Origin of the sequence: Mesorhizobium sp. WSM3859 (assembly GCF_002295065.1) — a bacterium.
Lineage (GTDB): Bacteria > Pseudomonadota > Alphaproteobacteria > Rhizobiales > Rhizobiaceae > Mesorhizobium.
Map to the genome: position 1 here is coordinate 19,963 of NZ_NSGG01000011.1, position 13,849 is coordinate 33,811.

The following is a 13,849-nucleotide window of genomic DNA, read 5'->3' on the forward strand; positions in this document are numbered from 1 at the left end:
ACACGCTCGTGCCAGCTTTGGTCGGCAGACAGGAAGGGACGCATTATGGACAGGGCCATCAGGGTGGATGAGGCGCGCAGCGAGGCCGATTGGAAGGTCGGCGTCGACATTGGCGGGACCTTCATCGATTTCTGTGCGCTAGAGGCAAACTCCGGACGCGTCGCTTCGCTGAAGGTGCTGACGACACCAGATGATCCGGGCGCCGAGCTGATGACGGGCCTCAAGCTTCTCGCTGAACGGGAGGGCTTCGATCCCACGCACATGACGCGCTTCGTGCACGGCACGACCGTCGGCATCAACACCATCATTCAACGCAAGGGCGCGCCGTTGGCGCTGTTCACCAATGCCGGCTTCGAGGACGTGATCGAACTGGCGCGGCTGCGCATGCCGGACATGTATTCGCTGTTCTGCTCACGCTCGGATCCGCTGATCCCGCGCGACATGGTGTTCGGTATTCCGGCCCGGATGCGCGCCGATGGCAGCGAGTCGCAGGCGCCTGATATGGCGGCGGTGGAAAGGTCGGTGGCAGCGGCGAAAGCCAACGGCGCGCAAGGAATCATCGTTTCCTTCCTCCACGCCTGGCGCAACGGCGCGCAGGAAGCCTCAGTGAAGTCGGCGATCGCTCGCCTTGCGCCCGAGCTCTTCGTCTTCACCTCGGCTGAGGTCTGGCCGGTCATCCGCGAATATGAGCGCAGCTCGACCGCCATTCTCAACGGCTATGTCCATCCGCGCGTCTCGGGCTATCTGACGGCGCTGGAGGAGCGGTTGACAAGCCGCGGCGTGTCGGCCCGGCCGATGCTGACGAAATCGAATGGCGGGCTGATGAACGCCGCCGAAGGCAAGCGCGCTTGCGTCAACATGCTGTTGTCCGGAACGGCTTCCGGCGTCATCGGCGCTTCCTGGTTGGCGCGCCAGGCCGGCGAGGACAGGATCCTCACTCTCGACATCGGCGGCACGTCCGCCGATTTCGCACTGATCATCGGCGGCGAGGCGCAGTTCGGCACCGGCGAGCTGATCGGAGAGTTTCCGCTGCATATTCCTTCCGTGTCGGTGAGCTCGATCGGTGTCGGTGGCGGCTCGATCGCCAGCGTCGATGCGCAAGGGGTGCTGCGCGTCGGACCGGAATCGGCCGGCTCGACGCCAGGACCCGCCTGCTACGGCCGCGGCGGCATGCGGGCGACGGTCACGGATGCCATGGTGGTGTGCGGATGGCTTGGTCACAGCGAGATGGCCTATGGCCAGCTCAGCATCGATACCGGATTGGCGCATCGCGCGGTCGGCGACCTTGCCGCCCGGCTGGGTCGCCCGGTCGAGCAGACCGCGCAGGCGATCCTCGACATCGCGGTGTCGGAAATGTTCGTCGAGGTCGAGAAACTCGCCTCGAGGGCCGGCGTCGACCTGCGCGATTTCACGCTGATGCCCTTTGGCGGCGGCGGCCCGATGCTCGGCGCCTTCCTTGCCCGCGAACTCGGCATGAAGCGCGTCATGGCGCCGCGCCGCCCTGGCGTGGTGTCGGCGCTGGGAGGACTGGTTGCGGATCTGCGCGGCGACTTCATCCGCACCATCTTCAGCCCGCTATCAGCCGCCTCGCTCCCCGCGATTCGCGCGGCTTTCGAGGCACTGGCGCAGGAGGGGCGCGACTGGCTTGCGGCGCAGGGGCATCATGCGGCCACTGAACTCAATCTCTCCTGCGACATGCGCTACATCGGGCAGAGCTATGAGATCGAAGTCGTCCTTTCGCCGAAATGGCTAGCAGAGAGCGATGCGGAGGCAATCGCGCAAGCCTTCCACCGAACCCATGAACAGCTCTACGATTTCCACGACCCGGACGGCGCAATCGAGCTTGTGAATGTCCGGCTGTCGGCAATCGGCTCAGGGCCGGCCCTCTCCTTCCCGGAGGCAGACGAGATAGAGGCCCTGGTCAGCCCAGCGCGCCGGATTCCGATCTACGCCGGCCTGAGCGTCGAGACTGTCGACCTCTACGACCGGCAGGCGCTCGAACCCGGCAGCACGTTCCAGGGTCCCGCCGTGGTGGTGCAGGAAGACACCACCTTCGCCATCCCCGCCGGAACGCAGGCTCGGGTCGACCGCCACCTCAACCTTCTTCTGACCTTTGCGGAGTGACGCCGTTGTTCGACCGCACAAACCTTCAGGTTCTGGCCAACCATGCCCGCGCGGCGGCCGAGAACATGGCCCACACGCTGCACCGCACCGCGCACTCGGCCTTCGTCAAGGAAACGCAGGATTTCACGGTGATGCTGATGGACCGCTCGGGCGCGACCTTCGCCGTCCCGATGGAACTCGGCGCCACCTGGTACCCCGGCCTTTCCTATCACCGCGCGATCGCGATGGTGGATGATTATCGGCCGGGCGATGTCGCCTTCACCAACGATCCCTATTCAGGCCATGTCGCCACGCACGCGCCCGATACGCATCTGTGGAAGCCGGTCTTCGTCGAAGGCGAGATCGTCGCCTGGACCGGTGGCCACATCCACAACACCGACATGGGCGGCGCGGTGCCGGCATCCCTTAGCCGCGCGCTGACCGAGATCCATCAGGAAGGCATCCGCTTTCCGCCGATGAAGCTGGTGCGCGAGGGCGTCTTCGACGAGACGATCCTGCGGATAATGAGCACCAATGTGCGCAAGCCCGACCTCAATATCGGCGACATCAAGGCGCTGGTCGGCGCGCTCAATACCGGCGAGCGCAAGATCCAGGCGATGGTCAAAAAGTTCGGCACGGCCGGCTTCGTCGAAGGGGTCGCCGCGCTTCTCGATCACGCGGAGGCGCAGGCGCGGGACGTGCTGCGCGCCATGCCCGACGGCACCTGGGAATTCGCCGACTATGCCGACGAGGATTCAGTCGAAGCCAATCCCTGCCGGCTGAAACTGAGGCTGACGATCAAGGGCGACGAGGCGGTGCTCGACTTCACCGGCTCCGATCCGCAGCTAGGTTCCTCGCTCAACGTGCCTTCGGGCGGCGATCCGCGACACACCATGCTGCTCGTCGGCGTCTACTACGTGCTCTACACGCTCAATCCGAAGATCCTGCTCAACACCGGGCTTACCCGGCCGTTCACCTGCATCACGCCGCAAGGTTCGGTGCTAAACCCGGTCCATCCCGCCGCCGTCGGCATGCGTTCGTTGACCTGCGCCCGGCTGCGCTCGGTCATCTTCGGCGCCTTTTCGCAAGCGGTGCCGGAACGCCTGCCCGCGGCGCCGGCCGGCAACAATTGCATCGTCAACGTCATGACCACGGACGAGCGCACCAGCCGCAGCGTCATCGCGGCGGTGAACCCGGTTGTGGGCGGCGGCGGCGCGATGCCGCATCGCGATGGCACCAACGGGTCGGGCGCCGATGCAGCCTATCTGAAGAACACGCCTATCGAGATCACCGAGACCGAGACGCCGGTGGAGTTTGTGAAATACGGGCTCGCCCGGGACAGCGGCGGTGCCGGCCGCTGGCGCGGTGGGCTGGCGACCGAGATGGCGTTTCGCGTCTTCGCGCCGGACTCCAGGATCACGGCGCGCAATCGCGATCGCAGTTTCTTCCGGCCGTGGGGCGTGCTGGGCGGCAAGGCGGCCGGCCTGTCGGACATGGTCGTCAATCCGGGAACCAGTCACGAGCGGCGGCTTGGCAACATCGACACCGCGGTGCTGCAGCCCGGCGATGTGCTCGAGATCCGCTCCGCCGGCGGCGGCGGGCGCGGCGATCCGAATCAGCGCGAGCCCTGGCGGGTCGCTGAGGATGTACGGCGCGGCTATCTCTCGGCGGCAGCCGCCGCGCGCGACTATGGCGTCGTCCTTCGCGACGGCGAGGTCGACGAGCAGGCAACCGATCAATTACGCACGCAGCAAAAGCCATCCGCCGGCCATTTCCATTTCGGCTCGGAGCGCGACGGCTTTGAGGCACAGTGGACTCCGGCCGCCTACGACCGGCTCCACGCCATATTGGACGCCTTGCCGATTCATTGGCGGTTCTTCGCCAAGACGGAGATTTTTCGGCGCATGAAAGGTCGCTCGGGGGCGGATGGCGTCCAAGCGGCCTTTGATGCGGTCTGCGAACGCTTCCCCGAATTGCCTCGTCCGCGTCCAGTGCGAGAGGCCGCGGAATGAATACCGGCCGGATCGTCCGGCTGGCTGAGCGCAACCGGGCGGAGGTGCATTTCCTTCTCGATGGTGAGACGTGCAGCGCGCTTGCAGGCGACACCGTGCTGACCGCCATGCTTGCTTCAGGACACGCGTTGCGGAGCTCCGAATTCGGGCCCGAGCCGCGCGCCGGCTTCTGCCTGATGGGAGCCTGCCAGGATTGCTGGATTTGGCAGGAGGAGGGTGCGCGCCTGCGGGCATGCTCGACGCCTGTCGCGGAAGGCATGCGGTTACGCACGACGCCGCCGGAGAGCTGGCCGTGAGCGAGGCCTCGTCGTCGAGGATCGTCATCGTCGGTGCCGGTCCCGCCGGCATAAGGGCGGCGGCAACACTGGTCGCGGCCGGGCTCCATCCGATTGTGATCGACGAAGGCCATCGCGCGGGCGGGCAGATCTATCGCCGCCCACCGGACGGGTTTGTCCGCACGCCGGAACAGCTCTACGGATCGGAGGCGGCGAAGGCGCGCGCCCTGCATATGCTCTTCGACCGGCAGGCGGCAGAGGGGCGGCTTACCCATCACGCGGGCAACTCCGTCATCGCCGTGCATGACGGGCGGCTGCATGTGCTGGGGGAAGGTGGGGTTCAGGTGATCGGCTACGACCGCCTGATCCTTGCCACCGGCGCGTCCGATCGCGTCGCTCCGATCCCCGGCTGGCAGAGCGCCGGCGTCTACAGCCTCGGCGCGGCGCAGATCGCGCTCAAGGCGCAGGGCGTGGCGCTCGGACGGCGCATCGTTCTCATCGGATCCGGGCCTTTGCTGACGCTGGTCGGCACGCAACTCCTCAAGGCTGGAGCCGATGTGGCGGCCGTGCTGGAGACGTCCTCATGGCGCCAGCAGATGCGCGGGCTCGGGGGGCTCGCCGCCCGGCCAATCGTTGCGCTGCGTGGTCTCGCCCTAAGGGCGCGGCTCGGCGGGCGCTATCATGCGGGCGTGACGCTGGAGCGGATCGAAGCGAACGCGTCAGGCGTCACGGCGATGCGCTGGCGCGACGCTGGCGGTCGGCAGCGCATCACCCCATGCGACATGGTCGGCATGGGCTGGCACCTGCGGGCGGAGACGCATCTGGCCGACCTGACTGGATGCGCCTTCGACTATGACGAGCAGTGGCGGCAATGGCTGCCGAAGACCGATGCGATGGGGCGGGCCGGCAACGGCATCTACCTTGCAGGCGACGGGACTCGTCTACTCGGCGCCGACGGGGCGGAGATCGCGGGGCGTCTCGCGGCGGCGGCATGCCTCACGGATCTCGGGCATGTGGCGCCTCCCATCCAAGCCGATCTGCGCAAGCTGGCGCGGCTCGAGCGCTTTGCCCGCGGTCTGGCTCGTGCCTTTCCCTGGCCGGCCGAGATGGTGCGAACACTGCCCGACGAGACTGTCGCCTGCCGCTGCGAGAACGTGACGGCCGCGGCGGTACGCGAGGGCGTGGATTTCGGCGGCGGCGAGGCCAACCGGGTGAAGTCGCTGTCACGCTCCGGCATGGGACGTTGCCAAGGCCGCTATTGTCAGTTGGCAGTCACCGAACTTGTGGCGGCGCGGAACGGCTGCTCGCCCAACGCCGTCGGCCGATTCCGAGGGCAGGCGCCTGTCCGACCAGCGCCCGTCGGCGCCTTTCTGCGGGACGAATGATGCGACTCTCAAAGTCACGGCCAGCCCTAGAAGTCGGCGACCTTGCCCCAGGACGAAGCGTCGAAACGCCGCGGATCATAGGAAGCCGGATCGACGATCGGCTCCGCCCCGGTCACCAGATCTGCGACGAGGTGCCCGGCGCCGGGTCCGATGCCGAAACCATGTCCGGAAAATCCGGCGGCCAGGAAAAAGCCTGGAACGGAATGGATCGAGCCGATGGCCGGCACGCCGTCCGGCGTGCTGTCGATGTAGCCGGCCCAGGCAGCACTTATCCTGGTCTTTCTGAGGTCGGGCAGAAGTTCGAGCGCGCGGGCATGCGTCAAACGGATCGTCGATTGATCCGGAGCTGGATCGAGGATGCGCATGCGCTCCATCGGCGTCGGCCGGTCGAGCTGCCAGCGTTTCAGCGTCTCGTGGCCCGAACGCACGCCCTGCAGGCCACCAGGTCCGAGGCTTCGCCAGCGCTTCAGGAACATCGGCACGAACTGCGAGGAGAAGCGCAGCTGTTGCGGCGTCACATCGACGCGTCCGCGTCCGCTGATGGCGAGCGTATAGCCACCGTCGCTGCGACGCGTCGCCGAAATCCTTGCCGTGTGCAGGGCATCCGGCAGGCGCTCCGCGCCGGGCGAGACCGACAGGATGGAGGAGCGGACCGACGCCTGCGGGAAGCGGAAGCCGAACTGGTTGCAAAACGAAGAGGCCCAGGCGCCGCCGGCCATCACCGCGATCTTCGTGCGGATCATTCCGCTTTCCGTGACCACGCCGCTCAAACGCCCGCCTTCGGTCTCGATGCCGCGCGCGGCGCAATTCTGGCGCACGCTGCCGCCAAGCTTGAGGATGGCGCGGGCGACCGCGGGTGCCGCCCGCGATGGATCGGCGGTGCCGTCACTCGGCGAGAAGACGCCGCCCTTCCAGGTCCGGCCGGTGGCGCGGCCTTGCCCGCTGGCCGCGGCGCTATCGAGCATATGCGTGGTGACGCCGGCGGTTCTGGCGAAGTCGCGCCAGCGCGCCCAGCCGGCCAGCTCCGCCTCGTCATTGCTGAGATAGAGCAGGCCGCAGCGGCGGAAGCCGGTGTCCTCGCCGGTCTCCGTCGCAAAGCGATCCCACAGATCGAGGCTGTGGGTTGCCATCGGCAGCTCGCGGGCATCGCGGTTCTGCTGCCGGCACCACCCCCAGTTCCTGCTGGACTGCTCGGCGCCGATGCGCCCCTTTTCGACAAGCGCGACCTTCATGCCGCGCCGCGCCAGGTAGTAAGCCGCGAAGACGCCGACGATGCCGCCGCCAATGACCACCGCGTCCGCGGATTGCGGCAGTTCGCTGGATGTCTCGATTTGCTGCAGTGGCGCGCGCATGATCCTCTCTGCCTTGAAACGCCAGTTTATCGCGTTGCGCAGGCAGCCGCTGCCGCAGTTGAGGCACAAGCAGAATTTTGTTCCGACAATCCCATTGAAATCGCGAGTCCCTGCGTTTCAAAGCGGTGTCGGCTCGGATGGACAGGCCGGCGGGCTGTGGTAGTCTCGGCGGTCACCTGCATGGCAGCATTTTGTGCTGTAGCACTCTTCCTCGGAGACAGCTCATGAAACTGGATCGGATCGACATCAAGATTCTGCACGAACTGCAGAAGAACGGCCGCATCACAAATGTCGAACTGGCCGAGCTGGTGCATCTGTCGCCGAGCCCGTGCCTGATGCGGGTCAAGAAGCTGCAGTCCGAGGGCTACATCGAGGGTTATTCGGCGCAGGTCAATATCGGCAAGCTCGGCCAGACGCTGACCGTGTTCACCGAGATCACCTTGAAGAACCATCGCCAGGTCGACTTCGCACGCTTCCTCGCCGTCGTGGAAAAGATCGATCAGGTCATCGAATGCCACCTCGTCTCGGGCGGCTACGACTATCTGATGAAATTCGTCACCGCCGGAATCGGCGAGTATCAGTCGATCATGGAGCGGCTGACCGACATGGATATCGGCATCGACAAGTATTTCAGCTTCGTCGTGTTGAAGTCGCCCATCGTCAAGGCGCACATGCCGCTGCCCAGCCTGTTCCCGATGTGAGAGCCCGTTGGCCCTCTGACTGTTTGTCCTCACGCAATTGCGGACGGAAGACCGCTGCGGACTTTGCTCTACCGGTGGCCGTACTGGCTGACGAGCTCCGGATCGCGGACGAGGCCGTCCAGCCAGGTCGGGTCGAGCTTCGGCACTGAAGAGAACAGAAGCTTGGAATAGGGGTGGGTGGCCGCGTTGACCTTGTCGGGCGTGATCTGCTCCACCCGTTGGCCATTATACATGACCATGATCTCGTCGCAGATGGCCTCGACGACGGAGAGGTCGTGGCTGATGAAGATGTAAGACAGACCCAGCTCGCGCTGCAGCTCCTTGAGCAGCTCGATCACGGCGGACGCCACCACCGTGTCGAGCGCCGAGGTTATTTCGTCGCAGATGATAAGTTTGGGGTTGGCGGCGAGAGCGCGTGCAAAATTCACGCGCTGTTTCTGACCGCCCGAGAGCTCCGAGGGATGGCGATAGCGCAGCGCCTTCGGCAGGCGCACCATGTCGAGCAGTTCATCGACGCGCTTGGAGCGCTTCCGCTTGTCGAGCCCGTGGTAGAAGGCCAAAGGGCGCGCAATGATGTCTTCGACGGGCTTGGCCGGATTGAGCGCGGTATCGGCGTATTGGAACACGATCTGCATCTCGCGCAATTGATCCTGGCTGCGTTTCCCGGCAGCCCGCCGCAGTGGCTTGCCGTCGAAGACGATGTCGCCGGCCGCCGCCGGATGGATGCCGGCGATGACGCGCGCCAGCGTCGACTTTCCGCAGCCGGATTCGCCGATGACACCGAGGTTGCGGCCCTTCTCTACGATCAGGCTGACGGAATCGACGGCGCGGATCAGCGGCAGTCCGTTGTCCCGTACCGCCCCGTAGCCGGCCGTCACATTGTCGATGCGCAGCAGCTGGTTGGTTGCGGGTTCCGCATCTGCGTGCGCTTGCCGCCGCTTCGGTTCGAAGGCGGCCAGCAGCTCGCGTGTGTAAGGGTGCTTGGCGGCTGAAAGGAGTTCAGCCGTAGTGCCGGTCTCCTGAACTTCGCCGCCCTTCAGCACCACGATGCGATCGGCAATCTGGGCGACGACGGCGAGGTCGTGGGACACATAGACACCCGCAATCCCGCCCGCCCGCATCACCGACTTGAAGGCCTTCAGCACGTCGATCTGCGTCGTCACGTCGAGAGCCGTCGTCGGCTCGTCGAAGATGACCAGCTTGGGATCGCCGATGAGCCCCATGGCCGCCGCAAGCCGCTGCAATTGTCCGCCCGAAACCTGGTGCGGATAGCGGCCGCCGATCCGTTCCGGGTCCGGCAGCGACAAGGACCTGAACAACTCGACCGCCCGTTTGCGGGCCTGCTCGGGCGGCATCAGCCTGTGGATGCGCGTGACCTCGATCACCTGCTCCATGATGGTGGACGCGGGATTGAACGATGCGGCCGCACTTTGCGGCACATAGGCGATGTCGGTCCCGCGCAGCTTTGCCCTTTCCTTCTCGGAGAGCGCCGCCATGTTCTTGCCGTTGACGTTGATCTCGCCGCCGGTGATCTGGCATCCGGGCCGCGCGTGGCCCATGAGCGAGAGCGCCACTGTCGTCTTGCCGGAGCCGCTCTCGCCGATCAGCGCGATGATCTCGCCATCGGCGATATCGAGGCTGACGCCCTTGATGATTTCGACGACACGTCCGGCGTCGGTCGTCGCCTTGATCATTAGGTTCCTGACCTCGACGAGATTGGTCATGTGTCACGGTCCCTGATCTTCTGCGGCAGGTTGTCGATCAGCAGGTTGACGCTGATGGTGAGGCTGGCGATCGCCAACGAGGGCACGACGACCGCTGGGGCCGCGAAGGGCAGGCCGCCAATGTTCTCACGCACCAGCGCGCCCCAGTCGGCCAAAGGCGGCTGCAAGCCGAGCCCGAGGAAGGACAGGCCTGAGAGCAGGAGCACGATGAAGACGAAACGCAGGCCGAAGTCGGCGAGCACCGGGCGAATGATGTTGGGCAGGATTTCGGACCCGATGAGATAGGCCGTGCTTTCGCCACGGACACGGGCGACGGTCATGAAATCCATAGTGTTGATGTTGACTGCGAGCGCCCGAGCGAAGCGGTAGGCGCCGGGGATGTAAATCACCGCGAGCGTCAGGATCAGCACAGGGATCGACGAGCCGACCGCAGCGACGACCACGAGGCCGAACAGCTTGCTTGGGATGGAGTTCATCGCGTCGAGGAAGCGGCTGAGGCAGGTGTCGAACCAGCCGCCGGTCACGGCCGCGAGCATGCCGAGCACGACACCCGAAAAGCAGGCTATGGAAACGGCGGCGAGCGATATGCCGACAGTGTAGCGTGCGCCCATCAGAACGCGCGAGAGCATATCGCGCCCAAGATAGTCCGAGCCAAGCCATAGCCCCTGGCGCATCGGGCCGAAATAATCGTCGTCGACGATGTCGCCGATCGGATGCGGAATGATGTAGGGCGCGAAGATCGCGACCAGTGTCCACGCCAGGATGACCAGCGAAGCCACGACGCCGACAAGGTTATAACTGTGGCCCAGGAAGGAGCGTCGGGAGGCTACTGCGCGCGCCATCGTTATCTCAGCCTCGGGTTGGACATGATGGCGACGATATCGGCGGCCGTGATGAGGAGGAGATATCCCAGGCAGAAGATCATCGCGCAGCTTTGGATCAGCGGCAGGTCGCGGGTGGCGACTGCATCGACCATCAGCTTGGCGATGCCGGGATAGTTGAAGATCGTCTCGACTATGATGACGCCGCCGACCAGATAGGACAAAGACAGCGCGACCGCGTTGACGATCGGTCCGAGCGCGTTGGGAAGCGCGTGCCGCAGGACCATGCGGCTGCGCGACGCGCCTTTGAGGAGCGCCATCTCGACATAGGGCGTGGACAGCGTCTCGATTACCGCGGCGCGGGTCATGCGGATCATCTGGGCGGAGATGACGAAGGTGAGCGTGATAACGGGCATCGCGTATATGCGCACCAAGTCGGTCAGCGAATGCGCCTCGTTGACCGAGGACAGCGCCGGCAGCCATTTGAGATAGACGGCGAAGAGCAGCACCGCGAGCGTCGCGACCATGAACTCCGGCACGGAGATGACGCCGATGGAAAGTACGGTGACGGCGCGGTCATAGAGGGAACCGCGCAGCATCGCGGCGTAGATGCCGAGCGTCAGCGCCAGCGGCACCGAGATGAGCGTAGTGACGCCGGCGAGCTTCATCGTGTTGACCAGGCGCCCGCCGATCAGCGCCGCGACGGGCATGTCGTTGGCATAGGAAGTGCCGAGGTCGCCATGGAGCAGCCCGAAAAGCCAGCGCAGGAAGCGCAGGATCGCCGGGTCGTTGAGATGCATGGCTTCGCGCAGGCCGGCGACAGCTTCAGGAGTCGCCGCCTGGCCGAGAAGGATCGACGCGGTATCGCCCGGCAGCATGCTGGTGGCGAAAAACACGGCGAACAACACGATCAGAAGCGTGACGACCGCGATCCCCAGCCGCTTGACCACGAGGTTGAGAACCCCAGATTTCATAGAAGCGCTCCCTGCTGTTGCGTTCGGTCAAACAATCCTGCGCAATGCAGTGCCGGGGCCGGCCGACCGGCCCCGGCGGGCGCCTCTCAGGCTTCGAGCCAGAGATATTCCGCCATTGCGTAGCCCATCATGCCACCGAGCGGGTTGGCTTCCAAACCCTTCACCTTGCTGGAGAGGGCATCGACGTTGGAAATATAGGCCGGGATGATGGTGCCGGCCTCTTCGGACACCATGGTCTGCATCTGGCCGTAGATCTCCTTGCGTTTGGCCTGGTCGAGCGATCCGCGCGCCTCGACCAGCAGCTTGTCGAACTTCTCGGACTTGTACTGGCTCTCGTTCCAGGGCGCGTTGGAAGCGTAGAGGAGGGAGAACAGGATGTCCGGCGTCGGGCGCGGATTGATGTTGCCGAAATGGATCGGCGCCTTCAGCCAGTAATTGTCCCAGTAGCCGTCGGACGGAACGCGCTGTACGTCGAGCTTCATGCCGATGTCGGCGCCCGCGGCCTGGATGATCACTGCCATGTCGATCGACGAGGTGGCGGCTTCGGAGGCGATCACAGGGATGGACTGGCCGAGCAGGCCTGACTTCTGGAAGTGGAACTTCGCCTTGTCGGGGTCGAACGCCTTCGGCTTGAGGTCGGCGTTGTGGAAGATGTTCGCCGGCGAGACGGGCTGGTCGTTGCCGATTTCGCCGAGGCCACGCAGGGCCGATTTGACGATCTGCTCGCGGTTGACGAGATATTTCATGCCGGCGACGAAATCGGCCTTCTTGCCCGGATCCATGTCGAGCCGGATGTTGAGGTCGGTGTAGTTGCCCGCGGTCGTCTTGGAGAGTTCAAAGCCCTGCTGGCCGCTGATGAGCTTCATCGCACGCGGGTTGATCGAGGCCGCGAAATTGATGTCGCCGGAAAGCAGCGCATTGACCCGCGCGCTGTCGTCGCTGATGGCGATGAACTCGAAGGAGTCGAGATAGGGCTTGCCCGATTTCCAGTAGTTCTTGTTCTTGGTGACCACCGAACGCACGCCAGGCTCGAAGGTCTCGAGCACGAAGGCGCCGGTGCCGTTGCCTTTTGAGAAATCAGTCGTGCCGTCCTGGACGATCATGAAATGATGCAGCGCCAGTATGGTCGGCAGGTCTGCATTCGGGTCGGCAAGCTCGATTTCCACGGTCGACTTGTCTACCGCCTTGAAGCCGGTCATCTGTGCGGCGATCTTGGCCACCTTGGAGCCGACCGCTTTATCGAGATGACGCTTCAGCGAGAAGACGACGTCGTCGGCGGTGAGGTCCTTCCCGTCGTGGAAGGTGACGCCCTTGCGCAGCTTCACGGTCCAGGTCTTGGCGTCCTTGCTGTCGAAGCTCTCGGCCAGCTCCATCTGCGTCTTGCCATCCTTGTCGAGGAAGGTCAGGCGGTTGTAGAGCGAGCAGCAGCGCACATAGTCGGTAGAGAGCGACGCCTTCGCGGGATCGAGCGTGTCGGCGGTCGAGGACGACCAGCCGGCCGCCTTGAAGGTTCCGCCCGAGACCGGCGTCGCGGCAACGGCCTGTGTCGCACGGCCAAGCACTACGCCGCCCGCGGCAATCGCGGCGCCGCCGGCCAGCAGCATCTTGAGAAGCTCGCGGCGGCTCGCGCCACGCCGGATGGCGTTTTCGACCATGGCATCGTCTGCGCTGGTCCAGTTGGTGATCTTGTCGGTCATATCATTCCCCTTTCTGTTGATTGGTCGGTATGCTCGTCTTGCTGCGGCTTTCCGGGCTTGGGTTCAGGTTCGCTCCTTCAGGCTTTCGCGCACGGCCGTCGCAAGCGCGGCCATCGAGTTGAAGTGATAGTCCGGCACGGTGAAGCGCTCGGGCTCGATCGTGCCGCCATAGCCCTTCTGGGCGTGCCGGCGCTCGATCCAGCAATTGGTCATGCCGAGCGCCCTGGAGATGCCGATGTCGTGGTATTGGCTTTGCGCGACATGCAGGATGTCGTCCTTGCTGTCCCCCCGACCCGCTACGAAATCGAAAACCTTTTGGAGGAAGGCCGGGTCGGGTTTTTCCGTACCGGTGTCGTCGGCGGTGAAGGTGGCGAAGAAGGGCGATCCGAGCTGCTTCTCGAAATGGTCGAGCGCCCAGCGCCGTGCATTGGTCATGGCGATCAGCTTGTGGGATTTCGCGAGATCGGCCAAGGCCGCTGCGCTGTCGGGAAAGCCTTTCCAAACGCTGGCTGAATCGCGCAGGCGGACACCGTATTTCTCCTCGGCCGGCAGGCCGAGCCATGGGGCGATGATCATGTAGACGCGCACGAGATCGTCCGGAAACAACCCCACGCCAGGCATGTAACGGGCCTGCCGATAGAGCGCCAGCGCCTGCTCGCCATCGATGGCGATGCCGGCCTCGATGGCAATGCCTGCCAGGCAGGTCGTGATGCCGCCTTCGAAGTCGATCAGCGTGCCGACCACATCGAAGGTCATGTATTTGAATTCGCTAAAGCCCCTGGCCAAATCTGGCTCTCCTCTGCGC

11 protein-coding genes are annotated in these 13,849 nt (G+C 64.9%); 5 read left to right on the top strand and 6 right to left on the bottom strand.

Features of this window, described 5'->3' with window-relative positions; translation table 11 throughout:
• The first annotated feature begins 45 nt into the window (after positions 1–45).
• The 4 genes from CK230_RS21785 to CK230_RS21800 are packed head-to-tail and all read left to right on the top strand — an operon-like array spanning position 46 to position 5,775.
• Positions 46–2,124, top strand: coding sequence for a hydantoinase/oxoprolinase family protein (locus tag CK230_RS21785; protein ID WP_095819210.1), 2,079 nt, complete (start codon positions 46–48; stop codon positions 2,122–2,124).
• Positions 2,125–2,129: 5 nt separating this feature from the next.
• Positions 2,130–4,115, top strand: coding sequence for a hydantoinase B/oxoprolinase family protein (locus tag CK230_RS21790; RefSeq protein ID WP_095819367.1), 1,986 nt, complete (start codon positions 2,130–2,132; stop codon positions 4,113–4,115).
• On the top strand, positions 4,112–4,411 hold the full coding sequence (locus CK230_RS21795) for a (2Fe-2S)-binding protein (RefSeq protein WP_095819211.1): 300 nt from the start codon (positions 4,112–4,114) through the stop codon (positions 4,409–4,411). Before CK230_RS21790 ends, CK230_RS21795 begins: the two co-directional genes overlap by 4 nt.
• Entirely contained in the window at positions 4,408–5,775 is a 1,368-nt protein-coding gene (locus CK230_RS21800) for an FAD/NAD(P)-binding oxidoreductase (RefSeq protein ID WP_245430011.1), read from the top strand. Before CK230_RS21795 ends, CK230_RS21800 begins: the two co-directional genes overlap by 4 nt.
• Before the next feature lie 26 nt (positions 5,776–5,801).
• On the opposite strand, the gene CK230_RS21805 is transcribed toward CK230_RS21800, so the two are convergent.
• Positions 5,802–7,127: an FAD-binding oxidoreductase gene (locus tag CK230_RS21805; protein WP_095819368.1), complete on the bottom strand. Its 1,326-nt coding sequence runs from the start codon at positions 7,125–7,127 to the stop codon at positions 5,802–5,804.
• A gap of 224 nt (positions 7,128–7,351) precedes the next feature.
• Here CK230_RS21805 and CK230_RS21810 point away from each other — a divergent pair, with 224 nt between their 5' ends.
• Positions 7,352–7,828, top strand: coding sequence for an Lrp/AsnC family transcriptional regulator (locus tag CK230_RS21810; RefSeq protein WP_095819213.1), 477 nt, complete (start codon positions 7,352–7,354; stop codon positions 7,826–7,828).
• Between the two features lie 68 nt (positions 7,829–7,896).
• Here the strand turns inward: CK230_RS21810 and CK230_RS21815 are convergent, their stop codons facing one another.
• From CK230_RS21815 to CK230_RS21835, 5 genes are all read right to left on the bottom strand, one after another.
• Positions 7,897–9,552, bottom strand: coding sequence for an ABC transporter ATP-binding protein (locus CK230_RS21815; protein ID WP_095819214.1), 1,656 nt, complete (start codon positions 9,550–9,552; stop codon positions 7,897–7,899).
• A complete protein-coding gene (locus CK230_RS21820) occupies positions 9,549–10,394 on the bottom strand; it encodes an ABC transporter permease (RefSeq protein WP_095819215.1) in 846 nt (281 codons plus the stop codon). Before CK230_RS21820 ends, CK230_RS21815 begins: the two co-directional genes overlap by 4 nt.
• Positions 10,395–10,396: 2 nt before the next feature.
• On the bottom strand, positions 10,397–11,347 hold the full coding sequence (locus CK230_RS21825; protein WP_095819216.1) for an ABC transporter permease: 951 nt from the start codon (positions 11,345–11,347) through the stop codon (positions 10,397–10,399).
• Positions 11,348–11,433: 86 nt separating this feature from the next.
• Positions 11,434–13,044: an ABC transporter substrate-binding protein gene (locus tag CK230_RS21830; RefSeq protein ID WP_095819217.1), complete on the bottom strand. Its 1,611-nt coding sequence runs from the start codon at positions 13,042–13,044 to the stop codon at positions 11,434–11,436.
• Positions 13,045–13,107: 63 nt separating this feature from the next.
• A complete protein-coding gene (locus CK230_RS21835; protein ID WP_095819218.1) occupies positions 13,108–13,830 on the bottom strand; it encodes an HAD-IA family hydrolase in 723 nt (240 codons plus the stop codon).
• Between the last annotated feature and the right edge of the window lie 19 nt (positions 13,831–13,849).